The 23,200-nt window shown below is 46.2% G+C and carries 30 protein-coding genes; 16 read left to right on the top strand and 14 right to left on the bottom strand.

All coding sequences use genetic code 11. The annotated features are described in order from the left end of the window. Window positions 1-17 precede the first annotated feature (17 nt). Window positions 18-356 (bottom strand): zinc ribbon domain-containing protein YjdM, encoded by a 339-nt coding sequence (locus tag NIT04_RS00425; protein ID WP_252501641.1) that lies wholly within the window; start codon window positions 354-356, stop codon window positions 18-20. Window positions 357-745: 389 nt separating this feature from the next. Between NIT04_RS00425 and proS the strand changes: the two genes are divergently transcribed. Next, entirely contained in the window at window positions 746-2,182 is a 1,437-nt protein-coding gene (gene proS / locus NIT04_RS00430) for a proline--tRNA ligase (protein ID WP_252501642.1), read from the top strand. Window positions 2,183-2,584: 402 nt separating this feature from the next. On the opposite strand, the gene NIT04_RS00435 is transcribed toward proS, so the two are convergent. The 7 genes from NIT04_RS00435 to NIT04_RS00465 form a co-directional block, all read right to left on the bottom strand. Continuing rightward, window positions 2,585-3,325, bottom strand: a complete 741-nt coding sequence (locus tag NIT04_RS00435; protein ID WP_252501643.1) for an HAD-IIB family hydrolase — start codon at window positions 3,323-3,325, stop codon at window positions 2,585-2,587. Beyond that, window positions 3,294-4,511 (bottom strand): glycosyltransferase, encoded by a 1,218-nt coding sequence (locus NIT04_RS00440; protein ID WP_252501644.1) that lies wholly within the window; start codon window positions 4,509-4,511, stop codon window positions 3,294-3,296. The genes NIT04_RS00435 and NIT04_RS00440 overlap by 32 nt, the downstream gene beginning before the upstream one ends. Before the next feature lie 150 nt (window positions 4,512-4,661). Continuing rightward, entirely contained in the window at window positions 4,662-5,852 is a 1,191-nt protein-coding gene (locus tag NIT04_RS00445) for a DHHA1 domain-containing protein (RefSeq protein ID WP_371922476.1), read from the bottom strand. A gap of 64 nt (window positions 5,853-5,916) precedes the next feature. After that, on the bottom strand, window positions 5,917-6,276 hold the full coding sequence (locus NIT04_RS00450; protein ID WP_252501645.1) for a hypothetical protein: 360 nt from the start codon (window positions 6,274-6,276) through the stop codon (window positions 5,917-5,919). A gap of 136 nt (window positions 6,277-6,412) precedes the next feature. Next, window positions 6,413-7,147, bottom strand: coding sequence for a hypothetical protein (locus NIT04_RS00455; protein WP_252501646.1), 735 nt, complete (start codon window positions 7,145-7,147; stop codon window positions 6,413-6,415). Beyond that, window positions 7,147-7,674, bottom strand: coding sequence for an RNA polymerase sigma factor (locus NIT04_RS00460; protein ID WP_252501647.1), 528 nt, complete (start codon window positions 7,672-7,674; stop codon window positions 7,147-7,149). The genes NIT04_RS00455 and NIT04_RS00460 overlap by 1 nt, the downstream gene beginning before the upstream one ends. 123 nt (window positions 7,675-7,797) lie before the next feature. After that, a complete protein-coding gene (locus NIT04_RS00465; RefSeq protein ID WP_252501648.1) occupies window positions 7,798-8,685 on the bottom strand; it encodes a DMT family transporter in 888 nt (295 codons plus the stop codon). A gap of 204 nt (window positions 8,686-8,889) precedes the next feature. Here NIT04_RS00465 and NIT04_RS00470 point away from each other — a divergent pair, with 204 nt between their 5' ends. The 3 genes from NIT04_RS00470 to NIT04_RS00480 are packed head-to-tail and all read left to right on the top strand — an operon-like array spanning window position 8,890 to window position 10,768. After that, window positions 8,890-9,090 (top strand): PLDc N-terminal domain-containing protein, encoded by a 201-nt coding sequence (locus NIT04_RS00470; RefSeq protein ID WP_252501649.1) that lies wholly within the window; start codon window positions 8,890-8,892, stop codon window positions 9,088-9,090. Further along, window positions 9,087-9,989, top strand: coding sequence for an ABC transporter ATP-binding protein (locus NIT04_RS00475; RefSeq protein WP_252501650.1), 903 nt, complete (start codon window positions 9,087-9,089; stop codon window positions 9,987-9,989). The genes NIT04_RS00470 and NIT04_RS00475 overlap by 4 nt, the downstream gene beginning before the upstream one ends. Further along, the gene (locus tag NIT04_RS00480) at window positions 9,986-10,768 is read left to right on the top strand and encodes an ABC transporter permease (protein WP_252501651.1); all 783 of its coding nucleotides are present in this window, start codon (window positions 9,986-9,988) and stop codon (window positions 10,766-10,768) included. The genes NIT04_RS00475 and NIT04_RS00480 overlap by 4 nt, the downstream gene beginning before the upstream one ends. Before the next feature lie 97 nt (window positions 10,769-10,865). Here NIT04_RS00480 and NIT04_RS00485 read toward each other — a convergent pair whose 3' ends face one another. Further along, window positions 10,866-11,093 (bottom strand): hypothetical protein, encoded by a 228-nt coding sequence (locus tag NIT04_RS00485; protein ID WP_252501652.1) that lies wholly within the window; start codon window positions 11,091-11,093, stop codon window positions 10,866-10,868. Between the two features lie 135 nt (window positions 11,094-11,228). Between NIT04_RS00485 and NIT04_RS00490 the strand changes: the two genes are divergently transcribed. Next, entirely contained in the window at window positions 11,229-11,408 is a 180-nt protein-coding gene (locus NIT04_RS00490; RefSeq protein ID WP_252501653.1) for a hypothetical protein, read from the top strand. A gap of 47 nt (window positions 11,409-11,455) precedes the next feature. Here the strand turns inward: NIT04_RS00490 and NIT04_RS00495 are convergent, their stop codons facing one another. Then, window positions 11,456-11,656, bottom strand: a complete 201-nt coding sequence (locus tag NIT04_RS00495; protein ID WP_252501654.1) for a CsbD family protein — start codon at window positions 11,654-11,656, stop codon at window positions 11,456-11,458. 208 nt (window positions 11,657-11,864) lie between these two features. Here NIT04_RS00495 and NIT04_RS00500 point away from each other — a divergent pair, with 208 nt between their 5' ends. Continuing rightward, the gene (locus NIT04_RS00500) at window positions 11,865-12,260 is read left to right on the top strand and encodes a hypothetical protein (RefSeq protein WP_252501655.1); all 396 of its coding nucleotides are present in this window, start codon (window positions 11,865-11,867) and stop codon (window positions 12,258-12,260) included. Between the two features lie 83 nt (window positions 12,261-12,343). Here the strand turns inward: NIT04_RS00500 and NIT04_RS00505 are convergent, their stop codons facing one another. After that, window positions 12,344-13,381, bottom strand: a complete 1,038-nt coding sequence (locus NIT04_RS00505) for a sorbosone dehydrogenase family protein (protein WP_252501656.1) — start codon at window positions 13,379-13,381, stop codon at window positions 12,344-12,346. Window positions 13,382-13,509: 128 nt separating this feature from the next. Between NIT04_RS00505 and NIT04_RS00510 the strand changes: the two genes are divergently transcribed. From NIT04_RS00510 to tatC, 4 genes are all read left to right on the top strand, one after another. Continuing rightward, window positions 13,510-14,259: a gluconate 2-dehydrogenase subunit 3 family protein gene (locus NIT04_RS00510; RefSeq protein WP_252501657.1), complete on the top strand. Its 750-nt coding sequence runs from the start codon at window positions 13,510-13,512 to the stop codon at window positions 14,257-14,259. Window positions 14,260-14,273: 14 nt separating this feature from the next. Continuing rightward, window positions 14,274-15,986 carry a GMC family oxidoreductase gene (locus tag NIT04_RS00515; protein WP_252501658.1) on the top strand — a complete coding sequence of 571 codons (1,713 nt, stop codon included), beginning with the start codon at window positions 14,274-14,276 and terminating at the stop codon, window positions 15,984-15,986. A 75-nt stretch (window positions 15,987-16,061) separates the two neighbouring features. Continuing rightward, complete coding sequence (tatA, locus tag NIT04_RS00520) at window positions 16,062-16,259, top strand: twin-arginine translocase TatA/TatE family subunit (protein WP_252501659.1); 198 nt, start codon at window positions 16,062-16,064, stop codon at window positions 16,257-16,259. Between the two features lie 12 nt (window positions 16,260-16,271). After that, the gene (gene tatC, locus NIT04_RS00525) at window positions 16,272-17,120 is read left to right on the top strand and encodes a twin-arginine translocase subunit TatC (RefSeq protein ID WP_252501660.1); all 849 of its coding nucleotides are present in this window, start codon (window positions 16,272-16,274) and stop codon (window positions 17,118-17,120) included. 49 nt (window positions 17,121-17,169) lie between these two features. On the opposite strand, the gene NIT04_RS00530 is transcribed toward tatC, so the two are convergent. Together NIT04_RS00530 and NIT04_RS00535 are read right to left on the bottom strand one after the other, a co-directional pair. Then, a complete protein-coding gene (locus NIT04_RS00530; RefSeq protein ID WP_252501661.1) occupies window positions 17,170-17,361 on the bottom strand; it encodes a hypothetical protein in 192 nt (63 codons plus the stop codon). Between the two features lie 112 nt (window positions 17,362-17,473). Then, on the bottom strand, window positions 17,474-17,614 hold the full coding sequence (locus NIT04_RS00535; RefSeq protein ID WP_252501662.1) for a hypothetical protein: 141 nt from the start codon (window positions 17,612-17,614) through the stop codon (window positions 17,474-17,476). 198 nt (window positions 17,615-17,812) lie between these two features. Here NIT04_RS00535 and NIT04_RS00540 point away from each other — a divergent pair, with 198 nt between their 5' ends. From NIT04_RS00540 to NIT04_RS00555, 4 genes are all read left to right on the top strand, one after another. Beyond that, window positions 17,813-18,862 carry a hypothetical protein gene (locus tag NIT04_RS00540; protein ID WP_252501663.1) on the top strand — a complete coding sequence of 350 codons (1,050 nt, stop codon included), beginning with the start codon at window positions 17,813-17,815 and terminating at the stop codon, window positions 18,860-18,862. Window positions 18,863-18,965: 103 nt separating this feature from the next. Beyond that, window positions 18,966-19,562, top strand: coding sequence for a nucleotidyltransferase domain-containing protein (locus tag NIT04_RS00545; protein ID WP_252501664.1), 597 nt, complete (start codon window positions 18,966-18,968; stop codon window positions 19,560-19,562). Continuing rightward, window positions 19,559-20,086: a cysteine hydrolase family protein gene (locus NIT04_RS00550; RefSeq protein ID WP_252501665.1), complete on the top strand. Its 528-nt coding sequence runs from the start codon at window positions 19,559-19,561 to the stop codon at window positions 20,084-20,086. The genes NIT04_RS00545 and NIT04_RS00550 overlap by 4 nt, the downstream gene beginning before the upstream one ends. A gap of 129 nt (window positions 20,087-20,215) precedes the next feature. Beyond that, window positions 20,216-20,551 carry a L,D-transpeptidase gene (locus NIT04_RS00555; RefSeq protein ID WP_252501666.1) on the top strand — a complete coding sequence of 112 codons (336 nt, stop codon included), beginning with the start codon at window positions 20,216-20,218 and terminating at the stop codon, window positions 20,549-20,551. A gap of 151 nt (window positions 20,552-20,702) precedes the next feature. Here NIT04_RS00555 and NIT04_RS00560 read toward each other — a convergent pair whose 3' ends face one another. Further along, window positions 20,703-21,020: a helix-turn-helix domain-containing protein gene (locus tag NIT04_RS00560; protein WP_252501667.1), complete on the bottom strand. Its 318-nt coding sequence runs from the start codon at window positions 21,018-21,020 to the stop codon at window positions 20,703-20,705. 104 nt (window positions 21,021-21,124) lie between these two features. On the opposite strand from NIT04_RS00560, the gene NIT04_RS00565 reads away from it, so the two are divergent. After that, the gene (locus NIT04_RS00565) at window positions 21,125-21,973 is read left to right on the top strand and encodes a VOC family protein (protein WP_252501668.1); all 849 of its coding nucleotides are present in this window, start codon (window positions 21,125-21,127) and stop codon (window positions 21,971-21,973) included. A gap of 110 nt (window positions 21,974-22,083) precedes the next feature. Further along, entirely contained in the window at window positions 22,084-23,163 is a 1,080-nt protein-coding gene (locus NIT04_RS00570) for an AI-2E family transporter (protein WP_252501669.1), read from the top strand. Window positions 23,164-23,200 lie beyond the last annotated feature (37 nt).

Below are 23,200 nucleotides of genomic sequence, written 5' to 3' on the forward strand. Positions count from 1 at the left end.
AGCCCTATTTTTAATAGTCAGATTTTCTTCACGAACTCCGACTTCAATTGCATTGCGCCGAATCCAGGGATTTTGCAATCAATATCGTGATCGCCTTCGACCAGCTTGATGTTTTTCACCGTCGTCCCCATTTTGACGACGTTTGAGCTCCCTTTCACTTTCAAGTCTTTAATGACCGTAATCGTATCGCCATCGTTCAATTCATTGCCATTCGCATCACGCACGACAGCCGCTTCAGCTTCCTCCTCCTGGGATTCCAACGTCCACTCGTGCGCACATTCAGGGCAAACGAACAGATTTCCATCTTCATATGTGTATTCGGAATTACATTTTGGGCAGTTTGGTAAATTGTTCATGACTTGATTCCTCCATCTGTTAGTATCAATCATACTATAGCAGAGAACAGGATTAATCCAACCCACATAGGGAGACGGTGAAGAACGATTTGTATAAATCACAAGTATTTGCTATATTATAAGCAATATGGAATCACTGATGTGGCCAAGTAGATGAAAATTGTGAAACAGAAAGTATGGCGACTTGCTGAGAGCCGTACCACCGCTTTTCATTGAACCCTACCACGGAGATGTCATGCAAACATGACCGGGTCGTTTTCGTTATCAAACGTTCGAGGGCTTAGCTCAGCTAGGCCGAATGAAGGTGGTACCACGTCTATCCAGCGCAAAGACGTCCTTGTATTTAGGACAGCTTTGCGCTTTTTATTATGTATAGGGAGGAAATCAAGATGAGCAATCAGAAGAACGATTTTTCAAAATGGTATATCGACACGATCCAAAAGGCGGATTTGATGGATTATACACCAGTGCGTGGATGTATCGCATTCAAACCGGACGGCTACGAAATTTGGGAGCATATACAAGCCGAAATGGACAAGCGTTTCAAGGAGACGGGACACCGTAATGCATACTTCCCGATGTTGATTCCTGAGTCGTTCTTCCAGAAGGAGAAAGATCATATCGAAGGGTTCTCTCCTGAGCTTCCATTTGTGACGGAAGCCGCCGGCGAAAAATTGGAAGAGCGTCTTGCATTGCGTCCGACATCTGAGACGATGATCGGCCACTTGTATTCCGATTGGATCAAAAGCTACCGTGACCTTCCGGTGTTGATTAACCAATGGGCGAACGTCTTCCGTTGGGAGAAGAGAACATTGCCTTTCATTCGTACATCCGAGTTTTTATGGCAGGAAGGGCACACGGCGCATGCTGATGAAGAAGAGGCGCGCGAAGAGACGATGCAAATGCTGAACATTTACAAAGAAGTCGTGGAAGGGCTATTAGCCATTCCTGTCTACGACGGACAAAAAACGCCATCCGAGCGTTTTGCAGGCGCGGTCGATACGTATTCGATCGAAGCGATGATGAAGGACGGGAAAGCGGTGCAAGCGGGTACATCCCACTATTTAGGAACGAAATTCGCGGAAGCATTCGACATCAAATATTTGACGAAGGAGAACCGTCATGAGTTTGTCCATACGACGTCATGGGGAACTTCGACACGCTTGATCGGCTCAGTCATCATGGTTCACGGCGACGAGCAAGGGCTTGTATTGCCTCCTCGTATCGCACCGACGCAAGTTGTCCTGATTCCGGTAGGTCCTTGGAAGAAGAACCCTGCAATTATGGAGAAGTTGGATGAAGTGTTTGCCGAGTTGAAAGCGAAAGGCATCCGTGTCCGTTTGGATGACTCCGACCAGTCGCCTGGCTTCAAGTTCAACGAGTGGGAGCTGAAAGGTGTACCGGTCCGTGTTGAGCTAGGGCCACGTGATTTGGAAAACAATCAGGCGCTTATTAAGGCACGTGACGAGGATGAGAAAGTAGCTGTCGATTTGCCGACGATTGTTGATTGCATTGAAGGTGCGCTGAACACGATGCAGACACGCCTCCTTGAAAAAGCGCGTGCATTCCGTGCTGAGCATTCCCACACGCATATCGATACGATTGAAGAACTGAAGAAGCATATCGCAGATTCAGCGGAAAAAGGTGAAATCCCTGGGTGGATCCTTGCGGGCTGGTGCGGCGATGACGCGTGTGAGGAGCATGTGAAGGATGAAACGATGTTCACGACACGAAACATTCCTTTCAATCCACCGGCTGAAAAATCGACTTGCATCAATTGTGGTAAGGAATCGAAACATACGGTTTGGTTTGCGAGAGCATATTAATCCGATTGCATGAATTAAGCTGCCGCCCTGGAGAATTCTTCGGGGCCGCAGCTTTTTTGTGTTGGAATTCAATATCTAGTTCAACCGTTTATTGGAATGTTGCCGCTGGATTGTAGGCAAACGATGATCAATTTTCCTTGAGTGGTGATAAATTGCCTCTGAGCGGTGATAAACTCCTCCCGAGTGGTGATAAAGCAGTCTAAAGCGGTGATAAACCCGACACGATCGGTGATAACTCTCCAAGCCTTTGGTAATTTCACGCAAGTCGGTGGTAAAGGCCGGAGAGTCGGTGGTAACAGGCCGAAAATCGGTGGTAAAGTCGCGCGAATCGGTGGTTATGGGTTGCAAATCGGTGGTATACTCCCCCGAGTCGGTGATATGCCCCCGAGAAGCGGTGATAACTTATGCTAAAGACTCCCGACGGTCCCCATAAAAGTGCACCCACGCTTCGTGGATGCCTCCCGCACAGTTTTGTTTTGCACGGAAGAGATTTTCACACGGTTCCATCTCCAACAACTCCGGCTGGGCGTTGCCGACGATGACGGAAGGGTAGCCGAGGGAAAGCATGTCTCGGTCATTGCCAGAATCGCCTGCGATCAGCAACCGGACGCCATCCATCGCATATCTTTCAAGTACATATTCCAATGCATTCCCTTTGCCTGCCCCAAAAGGAAGAACGTCGATATCACGATTCGAGCTGAAGATGAACGTATGAGCAACCTCTTCATCTTCAAGAGTCTTCTTGAATTCATTCACTGATCCTATGTCTTCTGACACAGTGAATGAAACGCGCCGAGCATCGGGAAGTTTCTGCCTCTTCAATGAAGGAAAGGAGGCGGCAATCTCGGCAATTTTATCGGGTTGCCAATCGATCTGCATGCGTGCCTTCCAATCAGGATCTTCCACCAGCTCGTCAGACTGATAAATGGACGTACCGACATCCGCTATGAGCAGATCGGGTATCGGCAGCCCTTCTTCAGGGATGAGTGATTGGGCAGAAGAGAGATGTCTTCCGGTCACATAGACGAGCCCAACTTCATCCGGTGAGTTATCAAAGAACTGAAGCAACCGTCCTAGAGCTTCCTTATCACCGACAAACGTTCCATCCAAATCAGTCGCCAACAAGTATTTTTTGTTTTTCAAACATGACCACCTCATACAATCCATCCATTTTCTTTGCGACAGTGTCCCAATCGAATTCCCGTCGTGCATAGGCAGCAGCACGCCGTCCGAGGGAACGAGCAAATTCACGGTTCGCCGCAAGCAGTTTCATGGCGAATGCCAAATGTTCATGGTTTGCCTTTTCAATATGGATGCCCGTCTCCCGATGGCGGACAACATCCTGTAAACCTCCTACTTTCGAAGCGATGACAGGGCTGCCACATGCTTGCGCTTCCGCAGCGACCATTCCGAACGATTCGTACGTAGAAGGGACAATGACAGCGGTCGCTTCATTGAAAAGTTGAGCCAATTGGCGTTGGGAACGGGCTCCGATGAATTCGACATGCCGTTCCAATCCCTTAACCGCCTTTTTCAATTTCGGATCAGTCGGCAGTTTCTTTTGCCTATCAATTTTATCCGGGTCTCCTCCTGCAATGACGAGCTTCGCGGATGGCGGCAACTCATGCCGTTCCACTAATAGTCTGAAGGCTTTAAGAAGAGTGTAGATCCCTTTAGTCTGTTCAAGCCTTCCGGCAAATGCGAAATAAGGCTGCACCTTCTCTTCTTGGAGAGATGGCTTGAAGTTTTTGTCAACCCCAATGGGAATGACTTTAATGGGGGAAGGGTCTGCAACGAAGCTATGAATCAATTTTCTTTCAGAAGTAGTCGTAGCGACTACACTGTCGGCTAACTGCAAAATCAATTGTTCAGCCGCCATTCGCTTTTCTTCGCGGATACCGGTCGCTTCCTCTTTCGCAACGGCCAAGGAGTGTGAAGTGTGTATCCAAGGTATTCCATAATTCTCAGCCACTTTCGCTCCGAGGAGTCCAGACAACCAATAATGGGTGTGCATTGCGTCGTAAGACGACAAATCAATGCAAGAACGTATTTCATCATAAAAATCGAACAACATGCCGTATAGGTCGCTCTTCGGCACATAGCCCTTCACACCTGCTGCAACGCGGATTACCCGACAGCGTGAACCGAATTGTTCAGTCGCAGGAGCTTTCGCATCCGCCCAATGGGTAATGACATCCACTGTATGCCCTCTTTTATCCAATGAAAGTGCCAATTGCTTAACGTAATTATTTTGTCCACCTGCCTGTTTGCCTCCGAGCTGTGCAAGTGGATCACCGTGGTCAGAAATGAATACTATTTTTTTCTTCATATTTATCTCCCCTTCGAAGATGTCAGAAGTATGATGGTATCTAATGTTTTTATTTACCCGTGCTGTGAGATAGTAAACATAAGTTAGTTAGTAATATTGATGAAATAATAAACTCCTCCTGAGTCTGAGATCAGGAGGAGTTTACATTTGTTAGTTTGAAATTGTGTTTTCCATAACGCTCAATAATTCTTCCGAAGCCATTGTCCGCTCGCCGCCGCCTTGGACAAATGCATCATTTCCGCCACCTTTACCGTGGAGAAGTGGCAATACTTTCGCCGAGATGAGTTTCATGCTTGTCCCTGCGGATACACCCCGCGCCGCGACGAACTGAAGGCGATCTTCACTCTCGGCGACGAAAAGGGCGATGGCCGAATCATCTTCGGCTACAATCATCCGTGCCAATTTTTGCAGCTCTTGCACAGTTCTATCGGTGAATGAAGCTTTTACAATGCTGCCATTTTTATTGATCAACAAGTTTTTCATCTCGAACGAGAGCAAATCTTCCTTTGCCTTTTCCAATGATTTTTCCAATGTGTGATGCGAAGTCAAAAGCCGCTCGATCGCATTGCTGACACCATCTTCAGGGGCGCTCAGCAATTTGGAGGCGGCTGACAACTCTTCATGCTTCCAATGCAGCTGCTGTAGAACTCGGCCTCCGCAAGCGAAATGGACTCGGACTTTCCGTTTCTGTTTTTCCGTAGAGATGATTTTCAGCAATCCAACTTGTCCGGTTGAAGATGGGTGGGTGCCTCCGCATCCGTTAAAATCGAAATCCGGGATGATGACAAGCCTGATTTCATCCGTCACAGCCAATTGCTTACGCAATGAAAACTGGGAAAGCTCATCCTCCGTCACCCATTTCGTTTCAACCGGGCGGTTCTCCAAAATGATCTCGTTCGCAAGTTTTTCCGCAGCAGTCAATTGCTCAGCTGTCACGTCTTCTATGTCCAAGTCGATGGAAACAAGCCCTTTGCCGAGATGGAAACTGATTGTCTGGAATCCGAAGAGCCCGACAAAAGCTGCTGTCAAAATATGCTGCCCCGTATGCTGCTGCATGTGATCAAAGCGGCGTTCCCAATCGATTGCCCCTTCCACATCCTTTTTGGAATGAAGTTCTTCGCTAAGGAAATGGCGGACTTCACCGTCAACTTCCTCTACATCGATCACTCGAACTCCTTCAATCGTTCCCGTATCATGCGGCTGCCCGCCGCCGGTCGGATAGAACGCCGTGTTGCTCAATAGGACATATGGGCGCCCCTCAGAATCTACCCCGTTCCCGTTAATCCGTGCTTTGAACGTCTTTTTATAGGCATTTTGATAATAAATACGGTCCTTCAACATATTACCGTCTCCTAGCGTGAATAGTTTATCAATAGTGTACAACAAATAGAAAAAGGCTTCCCACTTATTTCAGTGAGAAGCTCCGTTCATTTTTTTCGCGAAAGGAGAGGATCCTTTCAACTAACAAATCGTATTTGTCTTTCCACAATACTCTCATCGCCAATGTCAGGAACAATAGAAAACCTAAGAGAACCAATGAAACGATACTCGTTATTTGAAAGAATATCATTTCTTTGAATCCGCCAAGTCCCATGGCAATGAGTATACTACTTGCGAAAATTATCAAACAGACAGGCAGCAGCTGGATAAATATATCACAGTTTTTCTTCTTAAGAAATTTCATCGTGAACGGCGTAATGAATGCAATCAGAGTTATATATAATAAAACGATCAGCGTATCGATGACGATCATAAAAATATCCATGTTCAGTGTCCCCCTTGCTATCTACTAATGCAATCTATACCCTATATTCTTATAACATATGCATAAGAGCGGGCGAATCTACTTTTATACCTATAAAAAAAGAAGGGGATTAAAGAATCCCCCTCTAACACTCCGTTCATTCGATAATTTCAAAGCTCTGTAGCATATGATAGAACCTTGCGCCATGGCCTTCTGCCGCTTCAAGAAAATACTTCTCGGTAATGACAAAGCTCCCATCTTTGCCGTTACTGATGACGTACACATCAATGACCTTTCCGTCCCACGTCGATTTGGTCAAACCGTGCAGCCAGAAGCCTTCCGCCGGTTCTGACACAGTTTCCACATCCCGCAGATCCGGGAATTCGACCTTTAACTTTTCCTCAATCTCCTTCACAAGCGTTTCCGGTTTATCGGATGGATATTGCTTAATTTCCATACTCACTTCCGGATATTTCTCTGGAAGAGGTTCAATGGTCGTAATAATGTCGGCTTCTTCCCCTTTGATCATTTTATAGCGGGATTCATCCACGTAGATGATGTACTCGGAATCTTTCCCTTCATTCAGATGGACTTCCGTGGGCTCGTCTTGCCCTTCAATGCTTTGGATAATCTCCTTTTCAGGGACGAACATATCCTTGATGCCTTTGATCAACGCTAGGCCAGGGTCCGTCTGTAAGGTGAACGCTAGGACGAGTGCCGCCGCTGCAGTGAGCATTGCAGGCATCCATCGTTTTTTTCTTTTCATTTTTGATTGCCTTCCTTCGAATAATTCTTTGTTGATTTCATTCCAAATGTCATCCTTCAGTTCATGCACATCTGCATCGGTACGTTGTTCAAGCTCCGTCTTTATCCGATCGTCAAATTTGCTCATCAGGACATATCCTCCTCTCGAGTGGGCTCCAGTTGCTCTTTCAACCGTTTTCTTCCTTTGAACAATCGCGACTTTACGGTGTTTTGATTCAACCCTAAAATGTCCGCGATCTCTTTTTCGGAAAATCCTTTAATATACTTCAAGATCAGCGGAATACGATGGGAATCATCCAATGCTTGAATAATATCGTAAAGCTCCCTCAATTGATCGAACGATTCCTCTGCAAGGGAAGGATCGTTTTCAAACGTTTCGATATTCGAAAGGGGGGATTCCCTTTTCATTAAACGAAGACATTCATTCGTCAATATCCGATAAAACCAAGGATCGAATGGCAATGTCGGATTGTAGTTTCCGATTTGCCGATACACTCGGATGAACGTTTCCTGCACCGCATCTTTCGCCATCTCTCGGTTGCGGGTGATTGCGCTTGCCGTCCGGATTGCCGGACCCGCATACGCTTCATAAAACTGACGGAACGCGGCTTGGTCGCCCGCCCGTATGTTCCGAACCCACTTTTCCTGCTGCACGCGGCACACTCCTTTCAGAACAACCTAGTTTGTTGCTCTCACTATATATACCCTCAGTTTTGCCGAAAAGTTTTCGGGGAAACAAAAAACCACATCACTAATTTGCGTGATGTGGGTATAGCCTTACGCTTTTTTTAATCGGATTCTTCTGTTGGCTATGCTTGGCAACATCATTCCGACCAAGATGATCATAATGCCTGCAATCTGCAATAGGGTCATATGCTCATGCAATAAAAGCATTGAGACAGTGACCGCGACTGGCAGTTCGATCGCGCTTAAAATTGAAGCCGTTCCCGTACCGACTTTTGGAATGCCGATGGAGAAGAGCAGGATTGGCAAGATGATGCCGAACACTCCTAATATCAAGCCATATATCCATAAGCCGTTTAGCAATGTTCCGTCCCAGACGATTTGCGGCTCTTGGAAGAAGCTGATGGCGACAGCGGCGAAGAAAGACATGAACAATAGCCTTGTGAGCATATCCATCCCTTCCACTTGGCGCTGATTCACCATGAGGAATGCCGAGAAACTGACTGCCGAAACCATTCCCCAAGCCCATCCTTGCCAAGGGATACCGCTTAAATCGGCGTCGATGACACCCGCTGCAAAGATTGTGCCTCCGAATAAAAATAGTAATGAAATGATTTCAATCCGTTTTGGCAAACGCCGACGGGCGATACAATCGAAAAGCATGCCAATCCAAGTGAATTGAAAAAGCATGACGACGGCGAGGGAAGCAGGCATCAAACTGACCGCTTTCCCATAAACAGTTCCTGTGATTGCTGTTAGCGTACCGGCAACCACAAGCGTAAAACCCCCGCCGAACTTCGGAAGCGTCCGACGGGTGAATAGATAAATGAGTGCGGCTAATAGAAAGCCAGTATAGTATTGACTCGTCACTGCTTGGGGTGCTGTAAACCCGTCCGCAATAGCCAATTTAATAATCGTTGAAAGAATTCCATAGCTGCACGCCCCAAGAATGACGAACAGTGGATACATCCATGGTTTCATCTTACGTCCTCCAGTACAAGCAATAGTATAACACGGACAGGAAGAATCCGGACGGGGAGGCGACCTGCATGGGGGTGCTCACAAAGCAAGCCGCCCATAATTGAAAGAAATGTATTTTATTTGAAAAAACATTAACTTGTTATATACAACGTATAACAAGTGTGTTATATTATATCTATAACAAAAAGAGAGGTTGTGTCGTTCATGTCTGAGCTAGCAAGCATACCTTGGAGCCTCATTTTACCGGTACTTGTACTTCAATTGATCCTGATGGTTGTCGCTTTAGTTGATGTCATCCGTCATCAACGGACGAATGGGCCATTCATCATGTGGATTTTCATCATATTGCTCCTCGGTCTCATTGGGCCGATTTTGTATTTTATCTTCGGGAGGAAGCAAGCATGACGCAATTGCTGCAAGTGAGCGAACTTTTGAAGATTTATGGGAGTCACAAAGCTGCGGATTCGATCACATTCGAATTGGCGGAAGGCACGTCGACTGCATTAATCGGGCCGAATGGGGCAGGGAAGACGACAACCTTGTCCATGCTTGCAGGTCTTGTCACCCCGACGAGCGGAACCATTTTATTCCGAGGAAAACCAAAACCGGATATCCGGGCCTCCATCGGATACCTTCCTCAATACCCGAAGTTCTTCCCTTGGCTGACGGCACTTGAATTTACGGAGATGGCTGCGGTGTTGAGTGGCGTCGAAAAGAGGCAAGCGTTGTCCGAAGCTAAAAAGACTCTCGAATTTGTCGGCCTAGGTGACGCGATGAAGAAAAGAACGGGAACATTTTCAGGAGGGATGAAACAACGGCTTGGTTTGGCACAGGCGATTGTCCATGAACCGGAACTGTTATTGTTAGATGAGCCTGTATCGGCGCTTGACCCGGTCGGGCGGCGGCAAGTGATGAATTTATTAAAGGAGCTTCAACAGAAAACGACAATTTTATACTCGACTCATATATTGAATGACGCGGAAGAGATGACAGACCAGCTGTTATTCTTGCGAAAAGGTGTCCTTGTCGAAAATGGGTCGCTTGAGACGATCCGTGAAAAATACGCTAATCCCCGTATTCTAATTGAGTTCCAGTCGGTCGAGGAAGTGGAGAGGTTTACCGCTATTTCACCATGGGCAGCTGAAAAAGAGAAGAAACAAGTATCCATTGACGCTCTGAATGAAAGTGTTGGCACACCTGAAGTCATCGCGTTGCTGCATAAGGAATCCCTCCATATTCGGAAGGTGGAATTGCAGACTGCAAGTTTGGAAGAGATCTTCATGAAAGTGGTGATGGAGGAATGAGCAACCTCAATGTATTATTGCGCAAGGAATGGCGTGAAAACATTCGTAGTTTCAAATTGTATTGGATCCCAATAGTTTTTATCATCTTTGGGGCTCTTGAACCGATTACGAACCATTACCTTCCCGAAATTATGAAAAGTATCGGCAACTTGCCTGAGGGATCGGAATTCGCCTGGCCGGAATTCCGAGGGGAAGACATTTTCGTCTCATTGATGAGCCAATACCAGATGATCGGCATCCTTGTCATCATCCTAGCTTTCATGGGTTCCATTTCAGGTGAGCGGAAAAACGGAACAGCAACGCTTCTATACGTGCGACCCATGTCATTCGGTCAATATTTCCTCAGTAAATGGATTGTCGTCAATGGGATTGTATTAGGGAGTGTTTGGTTAGGTTTTTTGGCGGCATGGTATTATATCCGCATTCTGTTCAATTCGGTGGCAGCAGGGGAAGTCTTTGCGTTTGTAGGGATTTATAGTTTGTGGTTGGTTTTTGCTGTGACTGTTGTCCTTGCGTTAAGCGCTTGGTTGCCAACAGGAGCGGTTGCAGGGCTTTCCATCTTAGTCTTGATCGTTTTCCAAATCATAGACGGCGTAGTCGGCACGTACTGGACAGTGTCACCATGGAAATTAAGCGCATATGCGCCGAATGCATTCGGCACATTCGCAGAGCAATCAGCCTATTGGATGAGTGTCGGGCTTACAGTCGCCCTCATCGCTTTGCTTGTCCTATTTGGTATGTATATGGCTAAAAGGAATGCAGCCAAGACACTCGTCTGATCAATATCTGACATTTCCCGGGGAATATCGACAGGGGACGACACGAATGAAAAAAGTAGAGGCTTGGAGTTTTTAACCCACCTCTACTTTTTCACGTTTACTTATATTTTTCTTCGCTGGAAGAACTGCTTTTCGTTTCACGGTGATGCTCTTCTTCATGTTCTTCCAATCTTACATCCTCCAACGGGATCGAATCGACGTTTTGCATATCTTCGTGCATATCATAGATGCTTTCCTTGTCAGTCGGCAAGTTTTCCGGGTTGTCCATGAAAGGGCCTTTGGCGTCTTTCCGATCTTCTTCCGTAAATGGTTTCTTTTTTTTCATGAAAGCACTTCCTTTCTGTTATTATTCTATTCACATGATTTCTAGAGACTAAACATAGCCTTCATGGCACTAATATGTGTTTTCAGTTCAGTGTAGGGGTAGAGTAATGAAAACAAATGAAAAAGGAGTGTTTACATGGAGAAGAGATATGTCGGTAGGCGCGAAGACGTAGAAGCTAGAGAGGGTGAAGATACGGAGAGGGATAGTAGGGCACAAATGACGGACAGCGGTGAAGTTTTATCAGGTGACGACATCTTGCAGCCAAGGGATGACAATGCTGGAACAGTCCCGCGGCTCAACACCGACAATTTATAATGAAGGGAAGGCTGCCTCCTCGGAGACAGCCCACCTTTTCTCAACGCTCAGCGGCGCTCATTCTTATAGTTGCCGAAACGATCTTTGAATTCACCGACTTCCTGTTGTGCTTCGCCTTTCAATTTATCCAATTTACCTTCCGCCTGCAGCATTGCATCGTCCGTAGCATTGCCGAATTGGTCTTTTGCTTCACCTTTGACTTTATTTACGGCACCTTTCAACTTTTCAGAGTATCCTCGTTCTTTCATAATAAAACCTCCTCGAAGAGTAGTAGTTTTTCAATACCCCATAGGGAAAAAAGACAAACGTATAGACTTGGTCAGCCCAAAATTCCAACGTGGCAAGAGGGGAAAGTCCTTAAAAATTATGTCGAAACTTTGGATAAACTTACCTGTTTTCGTATTTGAGTGCTTTATATAATAGATGTATACATATGCATTTCTTGGAGGAGATGGAATGATAAGAAAAGGTCGTTTTGCAGTTTGGAACGGTAAAGAATATCCCATCGTATCCCAACGACGTAACTATTATTTGCAGTCTGGGAGTCCGGAAGATAAGGAAATTGGATTTGTTGAAATGGGCACGAGTGGTCATTTATTCAAGGAAGTGGATATGGAAGAGTTGGAAGACGCCTACGAAGTGTTCCCATATGCCATGCTGTCAGGTTATCGCTTTGCGGTGGAGAGCTTTGAGAAGGAGACCGGCATGGTGACGTTTGTGACGAATAACCCTTTTGCCCAAAAGAAAGTTGCTGTCAGCCCTTACGGCAAAGATGGGTTTCGAATTGATCTTCCGGTCGGCGAAGTTACAATCTTGGAAGACCGTATTCCTATACTAGGATTTGAAGAATGAATCAACGCTGTCTGTAATAAACGAAAATGGCCAGAATGGCTCCCATTTCGCGGGAGACGTCTTTCCTGGCCATTTAGAATCTTCTACTTTTCCTCATATATTATTTTATTGATAACCGTTAGTCTATACAAAACGTCGTCAAATTCGGAAGGAGTCCCCCGTCCGTCCGTGTTATTGGAAATGAAGTAAAGTGACTCCCCGTCCGAATAGACATCTCGTATACGGCCGTAGCCTTCGATTTTTCCTGCAATCCTCATCTCTCTTGAGTCAATGACTAAAATGGCTTCCCCTCTAAGTGCCGCGACATATAGCAAACCGTTGTGAAATGTCATACCGGACGGCGCCCACGTTTCGTTTGCCCCGGAAGTAAGCAAAGGGGATCGCATGCCTTCCTTGCTCTCATTCCCTTCGATTTCCGGCCACCCATAGTTCCCGCCTTGCTCAATCATGTTGATTTCATCGTTTGCAGATTGTCCATGTTCCGATGAATAAAGTTCTCCTGCTGAATTCCATGCCAGTCCTTGTGGATTCCGATGACCCAAACTGACAATACTGAAACTGCCATCCTCCTGTAGTTTCACAATCTTTCCGTTAAATGAACGAGGATTTTGAGCATTTTCAGGGGACGCTCCGTCACCAATCGTAGCAAAAAGAGTCTCATCAGGAGATAGCGCAAGCCGCCCTCCATGATGGACACGCCCCGATTCAATATGATCCAGTAGTATCTCTTTCTCGTGCCATTCCCCACCTTCGCGGAACAGTGTCACAATCCGATTGACAGGCCGCCCGTCAAGGTCGTACGTGTAGTAGGCATAGGCAAGAGAAGATTCACTGAAGTCCTTACGAAGGACGAATCCTAACAACCCCGCTTCCGCTGCAGACGATAATGGCTCCGATAGGATAACTTCTTCCCGAGTCATCTTTCCATCCTTTTCAATCCGCACGATTGTCCCGTTCCGTTCCGATATGAAGAATGTTTGTGCGTCAGAAGCGATGGACCAAGGGGATTCCAAATTTGTTGCTACTCTAGACACAGTGTACATACCGCTGTCCCATTCGCCCGTTGATGATGAACACCCAACAAGACACAGGATGATGATCAATAATACAAGCCGTTTCATACTACACTCCTTCCAAAAGTATTCCATTTAATCATAATATACCGCATTCGAACAATGTTTGACGAATTTGTATGAAATGAATGGTAAAACGGACATGCTTTGTACTAACTACGGGAGGAGGATGAAATATGACAAACGAGCAAAAAGGATTATCGAGACGTGATTTCCTGAAAACGACAGGAATTGCAACTGGAGCGTTGGTCGGCGGGGGAGTGATTGGCGGTCTAATTGGATACAACGCCAAAAAAGACGGAAAAACGACAAATGATGCAAATGCCATAGGAGGACATGAAGCGTCATCAGTCAAAGGGTTGATGTTCTTCACAAATCAGCAGGACTTCCATGTACTTTCCCAAGCTGTTGAACGGATTTTTCCAGAGGATGATCTTGGGCCCGGAGCAATCGGTCTCGGCGTTCCTTATTTCATAGATAACCAGTTGGCGGGAAATTACGGCAGCAACGCACGCGAATATATGCAAGGCCCATTTTTCGCGGGTGAAGCAACGCAAGGCTATCAAAGTAGGTTGACACGTGCGGAAATTTTTCGACAAGGGATCGCAAGAATGGAAGAAGAGGCGCAGAAACGCTATCAAAAAGGATTTGCCGAGCTGGATGGCGGCCAAATGGACGAGATTCTCACGTCATTCCAAAAAAACGAAGTGGAAATGAAGGGAGTTACTTCGGAATTCTTCTTCCGGCTACTTCGCCAAGCGACGTTGGATGGAGCTTACGCCGATCCAATCTATAACGGCAATGCGAATATGGATGGCTGGAGGATGAAAGGATTCCCTGGCCACCAAATGGCATATATCAATGTAATTGAAGAAGAGAAGTTTCAAAAGATTGAACCAAAATCAATCAGCAGCATGCAACATTGACGGAGGGAAGAATTATGGCTAAAACATTGGACAAGGTTGATGTAGTAGTAGTCGGCGTAGGTTGGGCAGGAGGGATAATTGCTGCCGAGTGCGCCAAGGCGGGATTGAAGGTACGTGGATTAGAGCGTGGAAAATCGAGGGGCACTGCGGATTATTTGATGGTGCATGACGAATACCGGTATGCAATCCGTTATGAGCTCATGCAAGACTTATCAAAGGAAACGATTACATTCCGCAACCATCGTAAAATGAGGGCGCTCCCGATGCGTCAAATGGGATCATTTCTCTTGGGGGAAGGGCTCGGCGGTGCCGGAACGCACTGGAATGGCCACACTTTTCGCTTCCTGCCGTACGACTTTGAAATTAAGACAATGACTGAGCAGAAGTACGGGAAGAATAAATTGTCGAAAGACTACTTACTTCAAGATTGGGGAGTCACTTACGATGAACTCGAGCCGTATTTCGACAAGTACGAAAAGACGGCAGGCATATCGGGAGAAGATGTAAACCCGTTCTGGGGGAAACGTTCTTCTGATTTTCCAACGCCGCCGATGAAGAGGACCCCAATTCTGAAGAAATTCGAAAATGCCACTACGTCGTTGGGCTACCACCCATACATGCTACCGTCCGCAAACCTGTCAGAGGCATACACAAACCCGGATGGCGAGGCAATCGGTCAATGCCAGTATTGCGCATTTTGCGAACGTTTCGGCTGTGAATATGGCGCCAAGTCGTCCGCTGAGATCACTGTCATTCCAACGGCCATGAAAACGGGAAATTTTGAAGTCCAGTTTCATGCGAATGTCGTCGAGGTGCTCAAGTCGGGGAACAAAGTGACGGGTGTCAGATATATCGATACAGAATCAGGGGAGGAGTTCATCCAGCCTGCCGAAGTCGTCGTACTGACTAGTTATGTAATGAACAATGCAAAACTCCTTATGGTGTCCAAAATCGGAGAGCAATACAATCCTGATACAGGCAGAGGAACTCTTGGGAAGAATTATGCATATCAAATTTTGCCGGGAGCAACCGGATTCTTTGATGAGCAGATGAATGTGTTCATGGGTGCAGGAGCCTTGGGCATGACGATTGATGATTTCAATGGCGACAGCTTTGATCATTCCGATCTCGACTTCATCCATGGCGCGAGTATTTCAATCGTACAGACAGGATACAGGCCGATCCAGACGAATCCGATTCCACCGGACGTGCCAGCCTGGGGAGCTGAGTTCAAGAAGGCATCCATTGAAAATTATACGCGTACGTTATCAGTTGGCGGACAAGGGGCTTCCATGCCGCATCGGGAAAACTTCATGTCGCTCGACCCTGACTATCGGGATGTCTATGGCGTACCGCTTTTGCAGCTGACGTACAATTTTACAGAACAGGACCGGAAATTGCATCAATATCTGACGGACCGGATTGCGGAAATTATGAAGGAGATGGGCGCGAAGACGGTGGTTCCAGGAAATCCGATTTCCGATTATGACATAGTTCCTTACCAAACTACACATAATACAGGTGGAACGATTATGGGCACGGATCCCGGCAACAGTGTTGTCAACACATACTTGCAACATTGGGACGCAGAGAACCTCTTCGTTGTCGGTGCAGGGAATTTCCCGCATAACGGCGGATATAACCCGACGGGGACGGTCGGGGCATTGGCATATCGCACATCGGAAGCCATTGTGAAATACAGCAAAACGGGAGGTTCTCTTGTTTAAGGAAGTGCAGACAAATGCATAAAAAACTTAGCTTAATTTCGCCAAGGCGTAAATAATAGAAGGGAGAATGTCACCATGAGTTTAGCGAGCATCGGCGTACCGGGCTTAATTATCATCTTAGTGATCGTCCTTATTCTTTTTGGTCCGCGCAAGTTGCCGGAAGTCGGTTCGGCGGTCGGCAAGACATTGGCGGAGTTCAAGAAGTCGGCACGTGACATTTTGGACGAAGATGAAGTGAAGAAGGAACTACCGAATAAGACGGATCATTCATAAGTAGGTGGAGAAATGGATCCTTATGGTGATTACCGTAGGAAAGTCTTAAGCCCGCTCGATAAAAAGGACATGCCGGAAAAACTGATAGCGGTGAAAGATGAGGGAACGGCAAAAGGCGTAGAGGAAGTGGCGGAGAAAGCAGCGGAAGATTCAATTGTTGGAGACCCTCCGCTAGTCGAGCACCTGACCGATTTGCGCAAACAGCTCATTAAAAGCGCAGTCGTCTTTGTGACTTTTTTCATCGGTGTATTTGCGACTGTTAATCTGTGGTTTCCGGTTGTTACAAGAGGCCACGAACTGATTGTCCTCGGACCGATGGAAGTCGTCGTGTTTTATATGTCCATCTCGACCGCTTTGGCATTCGGATTGTCGCTCCCATTCCTCTGCCACTTTTTATGGCAATTCGTGAAGCCGGGGCTGCACCCGAAGGAAAGGCAGTTTCTCAGCTTATATTCGCCCGTCATGTTCCTATTATTCCTAGCAGGATTGGCGTTCGGCTATTTCGTCGTCAATCCATTGAGCTACCGTTTCCTTATATCATTAGGTGCGATGAACTTCACAGTGATGGTGTCCGCGCAGGAATATGCGAAGTTCCTGCTCATGACGACGATGCCGATCGGACTCCTGTTCGAACTGCCAATTGTCGCCTTATTTCTAGCTGCAATCGGTGTTTTGACCGCCGATACATTACGGAAAGTGAGAAAGTGGTCGTATCTTATTTTGGCAGTTTTATCTGCGCTCATTACGCCTCCCGACTTCGTCAGCCAGCTCATCGTCCTCATTCCGATGATCTTGCTATACGAGGCGAGCATCTTCATCGTTCTCTACACGGAGAGACGCAATGTCGCGGTACAAGAATAAAAGGAGAGCGTGCATCCATTCATGCACACTCTCCTTTATTTTACTTTCCTCAACCGAATATGCCGCCCAACAATCCTTTATTCCGACCGGAAGAAGGGGCAGTGCGGGAGCTTTTATCGCCTCTCATCGGCGTAGATCCGAATGAATCGAACTGCTTCGATAATTTATTTCTAGCGTCCTTGTTTCTCATCAAATATGCTGCGCCTAAACCTAGAGCGGCCAATGCCATTTTTTTATTCATCATCATTGCCTCCTAATTTTTTGCTTATACGATACTTTCCCGATTTGAAAGAGTCTAAACAACATTAAAATCGGCACCCAAAAGGATGCCGATTCTCCCGTGAGAAAGATTTTTATGAATTGGATGATCCATTTCTTGAGGTGAATGGTTCTGCGAGCGATTCAAACTGCTTCATCAGCTTGCCACGGACATTTTTATTTCTCATTAAAAACGCCGCTCCGATCCCTAATGCTGCTATCGCCATTTTATTCATAAAAACGTCACCTTCCTCACATTGGATTTTGGATCATTGTTAAGATTCCCTTCTTCGTCATTTCTATCCGGATTTTTATTAATAATAGGGAGTTCTGTTGGGAAGCCCCCGATATGTAAAATAAATTACTTTGTGGAGTAACTTTTTATTGCGTTACAGCATAAAATAAATTACGATACAAAGTAAGGGGTGAAAAATATGGAAAAAGATAATCTTCGGTTGAATGTTTCGTTGTTGAGGAGAAGAGTACCGAATTTGACGAGTGCAGCTAAATCAGTCGGTCTTCGGCCAGCGACAGTTTCGAATCTATGTACAGGAAAGATTTCAGTTGGTAAATCGGAAGTGAGGACGCTTGTAGCACTTGCGGATTTGGCGGGGTGCAGTTTGGACGAATTGATAATCCGGGGGGAGAGGATTGAGATGATTGAAACGAAGATCAAAGTATTGGATTTATTCGCACCGTTGGCAAAAGGGGGGACAGTCGGTCTAGTCGCTCGGAAACAAATGGGCCAACTCGTTGTCCTGAGTGAATTATTCTATCGGTTGAAGCATGAAGGCTATACAACATTTCTCTTAATGCCCGAGGGAAATTACCCTGAGCTCCAAGATATATTGGAAAACGTCGACATTACAACGAAAACCATTGACGAAACGTATGAGAAAATGGCAGCCCTTGGCCATGAAAAGGAAATTGCGTTTGCAGCGGATAAAAGTCATGTAGTCGCTGGTGGAATCTACGAATTGCAAGAGCGTTTACAGCAAATTGGAATGGACGAGGTCACGACTTTCCTATTGGATTTAACGGGAGAGGCAGTGGATGAAGAACTTCCATATGGGCCACTTGAAACGCTTTGGCAATTCGACGCCGACTTGTCGGCAAGGCACCGATACCCTGCAGTCAACCCAATTGCCTCCACTTCATCTGTACTCGAAGGGTCACATATGGATCAAAATCATTTTTTCATTCAACAAAGAGCACAAAAGTTATTGCGACGGTACCGGGAGTTGCGTTCACTCGTTAACGTAGGAGGAGAAGAGAAGCTACCGCCATCCGAAGTGCAGACGTATAAACGTGGAGAACGTTTGGAAGCCTATTTAACCCAACCGTTCTATGTAGCGGAAGAATACACCGGACAAAAGGGTCAATCAGTTAATCTTCAGGATACATTGAAAGATGTACAGACCATATTGGACGGTTCATTTGATTCGCAAGGGATTGATAATCTAATTTATATTGGAAAATTGTAAAAACTGTTTGTTAGAGTGGTAATGTTCGGATAAAATGAGAGTGAGGTTTTCAAAGGAGTGACATTGTCGCTCCTTTTTAGTGTGAAAGTACAAGGGGGAATTCATGCTGCGCTCATGCCGAAAAGTGGTGGACTGGATCGAAGGATATGATCGTCCTTGGGGGATTGCGGGTGGTTGGGCGATCGATCTCTTTGTTGGGAATAAAACACGGGAACACTCGGACATCGAAATCGCCATTCTTCGGGAAGACCAACATAGGATAAAAACCATCTTAGCTGATTGGTCCTTTCAAAAAGCGGTACGCGGTGAACTCGTTGCGTGGCAATCGGAGATGTTGGAGCTGCCGATCCATGAATTGCACGGCGTTAATCGAATGGGAGAGCGCTTGGAAGTGTTGTTGAATGAAGTGGAAAATGCCCAATGGATATTTAGACGGGATCCGGCAATCACGTTTCCAAGCTCTAGACTTTTCTTAATTACCGAGGATGGCATTCCTTATTTGCATCCGGCTGTCGTCGTTCTGTACAAAGCAAAAAATTCGCGAGAGAAGGACCATGCTGATTTTCTTTCTGTGAAGGACCTGTTAAGTAATGAAGACCAGCAATGGCTTTGTAATGCATTTAAAATTCACGTGCCCGGTCACCCGTGGATTTCTCATTTGCAAGAAGGCATCAAGTTTTCAAGGGGGAAAGGACAATGAAGAAGACAGCACTTGTCGTAATTGACGTTCAAAATGCAATGTTTATGGAAGAAGATCCGGTATATCAAGGGGAAGTATTGATTCGTAACATCAAAGATCTACTAGCCGAGGCCCGGTCCAATAAAACACCAATCTTTTTCATTCAGCATAATGAAGCAGTGGGTCAACCATTGGAAAAGGGGAGTTTCGGGTGGAAAATACATCCTGAATTAGCGCCCGCTGAACAGGATACAATCATTCAAAAGACAACGCCGGATTCATTCCACAAAACGGACTTTGAAGAGCAACTGAAACAACGAAAGATTGAGCATCTCGTCCTGGCTGGGATTCAAACGGATATTTGCGTAGATACGACGTGCAGGAGAGCGTTCAGTATGGGCTATGACGTCACGTTGGTTGCGGATGCACATAGTACGTGGAATTCCGGGAGCCTATCCGCCCAACAAATCATCAATCACCATAATGGATTGTTGAGATGGTTTTCGCATGTAAGGAAAACGAGCGAAATACGATTTAGCGAATGAAAGTAAATATACATCTCCAACGGGTCTAGCATGCAGACTCGTTTTTCTATTTCCGATTATCAGCCCAGCCCGTAATAAACATCCTCCGTATCTTATACTAACAAAGACATCTGCGAAGGCGGGAAGGCAATGGTGCGTTGGATTGACATCTCCGTTGGAAAGCATGAGTTAAAACTATTTGATGGAGATCGCTTGCTTAAAAAGTATCCGATTGCGGTAGGGAGGATGGTGACGGCTACGCCAATCGGTACATTTAAAATCATTAACAAACAGCTGAACCCGGGCGGTCCGTTCGGCGCATATTGGATGGGTCTGTCTAAACCCCATTATGGAATCCATGGAACAAATAATCCTTCATCCATCGGGAAAAACGTGTCACGCGGCTGTATCCGGATGCATAACAAAGATGTCCTGGCGCTATCCAAGGAAGTGCTGATAGGGACAACGGTCGTCATCCATAAATGAGAACATAGATGAAAAGCCGGTTGCTTAGTTAGCAATCGGCTTTTTGCTGATAAAGGGCAGCGCGCCCAAAGCGTGCGGTCCCGCATCCAAAGTCGGTGCTCCCGCGTCCAAAGCGAGAGGTCCCACCGCCCTAAAACGGGCTCCAAGCCTCCTATTCTTCGACTGTAATCCATTTCCTCGACCAATCTTCAATCTCTTTCATAATCGGCGTCAAAGATTTTCCTTTCTCCGTCAATGAATACTCGATACGCACCGGTGTTTCTGGGTATACTTCACGGACGACGTATCCGCGCTGCTCCAAATCCTTCAACCGTTCCGTCAATGTTTTTCCGCTTACTCCCAATTTGTCGGTCATCGTGCAGAAGCGCTGTGGACCAGACATGAGCTGATATAAAATCAATGCAGTCCATCTTTGGCTCAAGATCGAAACAGCCTTTTCGAAGCGTGGGCAAAGTTCAAATTCATTCATATGCCAAAATCCTTTCACGTGAAAATCATTGTTTGTTGACAAATCATAGTATAGCATATAAAGTTAGTTACATAAAGTAAGTAACTTACCGGGAGGAATAAAATATGAATTTTCATCAACCACCACAAATATATACAGGGGAAGTCGTTTTGAAAGTGACTGACCTCGACAAATTGACAAGCTTCTATACGGAAATGATCGGATTTCGCGTGTTGGAAAAGGAGGATAACCGCATTGTGTTGACAGCGGATGGCAAAAATCCGTTGCTCGTATTGGAACAACCGGAACATATACTTCCGAAAGAGCCGAGACGCACGGGGCTTTATCATTTCGCGCTTTTATTGCCGACACGAGCGGATCTTGGAAAAGCGATCAAACATTTTTCGAAGAACCAAATACCTCTCGGGGCGTCAGATCACCTCGTGAGCGAAGCGTTGTACCTATCGGACCCTGATGGAAATGGCATCGAAATCTACCGTGATCGGGAACCGGAATCTTGGAAATGGCAAAATGATTTTGTCGCGATGAGCACCGATCCGCTTGACGCAAGAGCAATTGTTGAAGCAAGTGGAAATGAAGAATGGAACGGCTTACCCGAAGGGACGATCATGGGGCACGTCCATCTCCACGTCGCTAGCCTTCCCGAGACGCAGGCTTTCTATGAAGCGTTAGGGTTCAGAGTCGTCACTCACTACCCGCAAGCTTTGTTCATGTCGACGGGAAATTATCACCATCACCTAGGACTGAATACGTGGAACGGAGCGGGCGCACCTCGACCATCCGAAGAAAGTGCCGGACTCAAAGCATACACACTTGTTTATCCTGACGAAGAGACGTTGGCTGCTGCAATTGCAAGAATTGAAGGGCTTGGCGCAACGGTGGAATCAAGAGCAGGACAATTTGTGACGGAAGATCCGGCAGGGAATGGAATTATTTTTCGAATCCACGGATAAAAATAATAAAAGATAGTGTAACCAATAAAATTGAAACTTCTTTCGACACGAAACGTAAAAAACCGTATACTTGTACTTACTAGTTATCGAACGGTAAAGGACGTGGGAAATTGACGAAGAAGCTCTGGTTCCAAGTTGGTGTCGGCATTTTGCTTGCCATATTAATCATTAAATATTTCATGGAGATCAGTTTCATATTTGCGCCGGTCATCATTATTATTAAAGCGATCATTTTACCGCTGCTGCTCGGCGGCGTGCTCTATTACATGACTGAACCGATCCAGCGTTTCCTGGAAGATCGAAATATTCCGCGCTGGGGTAGCATTTTGTTCATCTTGGCGGGTCTTGCCCTCGTACTTGGGATTTTCATTTCCATCATAGGACCCCATGTGACGAAACAGGTGAATAATCTTGTCGAAAATGCGCCGACTTTGGCAAAGGACTTCGACGCCATGAGAGATATGTTGTCGCAACAGAAAGAATATTTGCCGGAAAAACTCCAGGATTCGATTGACAGTGCTGCGGATTCGCTTCAGACGATTGCCGTGAATTTCAGCAAATGGGTCGTCCAATTTTTGCAATCCTTTTTCCAAGCGATATTCCTGCTCGTATTGGTGCCATTCTTCTTCATCTTCATGTTGAAGGATCATGAAAAATTCGCCCCCCTCATTTATAACTTCTTCAGCGGCGAACGTCGTGATTGGGTGAAGAAGACATTGAGTGACATCGACAATGTGTTGCGCTCTTATATTCAGGGCCAGTTTCTGATCAGTGCAATATTGGCAGCTATCATTTTTGTCGGGTATTTGATCCTCGGTCTGCAATACGCATTATTGCTAGCGATTTTCGCGCTTTTCATGAACTTGGTGCCATTCATCGGGCCATGGATTGCTGTCGCACCGGCACTCATCATTGCATATATGGATAGCCCTAAACTTGTCATTGGTGTCGCGATCGTCACGCTCGTCGCCCAGCAAATTGACAGCAACCTCATCACGCCGAACGTCATGGGCAAATCGCTAGACATCCACCCGCTCACTGTCATTACAATCATCCTGGCAGCGGGCAACATCGCCGGCTTCGTTGGCATTATCGTCGGTGTGCCAGTGTATGCGGTCGGAAAAGTCATTGTACGGAATATTTATGAGCAACGAAGAAAAATCAAACATGCCGCTACGAAAAATGTGTAGGGGTAACTATAATGATTGCCGGTATTGGAATAAGCCA

The organism is Sporosarcina sp. Marseille-Q4943 (assembly GCF_943736995.1).
Classification (GTDB): Bacteria; Bacillota; Bacilli; order Bacillales_A; family Planococcaceae; genus Sporosarcina.

Coding starts and splice junctions, on each gene's coding strand:
- NIT04_RS00425 (WP_252501641.1), bottom strand. CDS start 356: ATGAACAATTTACCAAACTGCCCAAAATGTAATTCCGAATACACATAT.
- proS (WP_252501642.1), top strand. CDS start 746: ATGAGCAATCAGAAGAACGATTTTTCAAAATGGTATATCGACACGATC.
- NIT04_RS00440 (WP_252501644.1), bottom strand. CDS start 4,511: ATGAAGAAAAAAATAGTATTCATTTCTGACCACGGTGATCCACTTGCA.
- NIT04_RS00445 (WP_371922476.1), bottom strand. CDS start 5,852: ATGTTGAAGGACCGTATTTATTATCAAAATGCCTATAAAAAGACGTTC.
- NIT04_RS00450 (WP_252501645.1), bottom strand. CDS start 6,276: ATGGATATTTTTATGATCGTCATCGATACGCTGATCGTTTTATTATAT.
- NIT04_RS00455 (WP_252501646.1), bottom strand. CDS start 7,147: ATGAGCAAATTTGACGATCGGATAAAGACGGAGCTTGAACAACGTACC.
- NIT04_RS00465 (WP_252501648.1), bottom strand. CDS start 8,685: ATGAAACCATGGATGTATCCACTGTTCGTCATTCTTGGGGCGTGCAGC.
- NIT04_RS00470 (WP_252501649.1), top strand. CDS start 8,890: ATGTCTGAGCTAGCAAGCATACCTTGGAGCCTCATTTTACCGGTACTT.
- NIT04_RS00475 (WP_252501650.1), top strand. CDS start 9,087: ATGACGCAATTGCTGCAAGTGAGCGAACTTTTGAAGATTTATGGGAGT.
- NIT04_RS00480 (WP_252501651.1), top strand. CDS start 9,986: ATGAGCAACCTCAATGTATTATTGCGCAAGGAATGGCGTGAAAACATT.
- NIT04_RS00485 (WP_252501652.1), bottom strand. CDS start 11,093: ATGAAAAAAAAGAAACCATTTACGGAAGAAGATCGGAAAGACGCCAAA.
- NIT04_RS00490 (WP_252501653.1), top strand. CDS start 11,229: ATGGAGAAGAGATATGTCGGTAGGCGCGAAGACGTAGAAGCTAGAGAG.
- NIT04_RS00495 (WP_252501654.1), bottom strand. CDS start 11,656: ATGAAAGAACGAGGATACTCTGAAAAGTTGAAAGGTGCCGTAAATAAA.
- NIT04_RS00500 (WP_252501655.1), top strand. CDS start 11,865: ATGATAAGAAAAGGTCGTTTTGCAGTTTGGAACGGTAAAGAATATCCC.
- NIT04_RS00505 (WP_252501656.1), bottom strand. CDS start 13,381: ATGAAACGGCTTGTATTATTGATCATCATCCTGTGTCTTGTTGGGTGT.
- NIT04_RS00510 (WP_252501657.1), top strand. CDS start 13,510: ATGACAAACGAGCAAAAAGGATTATCGAGACGTGATTTCCTGAAAACG.
- NIT04_RS00515 (WP_252501658.1), top strand. CDS start 14,274: ATGGCTAAAACATTGGACAAGGTTGATGTAGTAGTAGTCGGCGTAGGT.
- tatA (WP_252501659.1), top strand. CDS start 16,062: ATGAGTTTAGCGAGCATCGGCGTACCGGGCTTAATTATCATCTTAGTG.
- tatC (WP_252501660.1), top strand. CDS start 16,272: ATGGATCCTTATGGTGATTACCGTAGGAAAGTCTTAAGCCCGCTCGAT.
- NIT04_RS00530 (WP_252501661.1), bottom strand. CDS start 17,361: ATGAATAAAAAAATGGCATTGGCCGCTCTAGGTTTAGGCGCAGCATAT.
- NIT04_RS00535 (WP_252501662.1), bottom strand. CDS start 17,614: ATGAATAAAATGGCGATAGCAGCATTAGGGATCGGAGCGGCGTTTTTA.
- NIT04_RS00540 (WP_252501663.1), top strand. CDS start 17,813: ATGGAAAAAGATAATCTTCGGTTGAATGTTTCGTTGTTGAGGAGAAGA.
- NIT04_RS00545 (WP_252501664.1), top strand. CDS start 18,966: ATGCTGCGCTCATGCCGAAAAGTGGTGGACTGGATCGAAGGATATGAT.
- NIT04_RS00550 (WP_252501665.1), top strand. CDS start 19,559: ATGAAGAAGACAGCACTTGTCGTAATTGACGTTCAAAATGCAATGTTT.
- NIT04_RS00555 (WP_252501666.1), top strand. CDS start 20,216: ATGGTGCGTTGGATTGACATCTCCGTTGGAAAGCATGAGTTAAAACTA.
- NIT04_RS00560 (WP_252501667.1), bottom strand. CDS start 21,020: ATGAATGAATTTGAACTTTGCCCACGCTTCGAAAAGGCTGTTTCGATC.
- NIT04_RS00565 (WP_252501668.1), top strand. CDS start 21,125: ATGAATTTTCATCAACCACCACAAATATATACAGGGGAAGTCGTTTTG.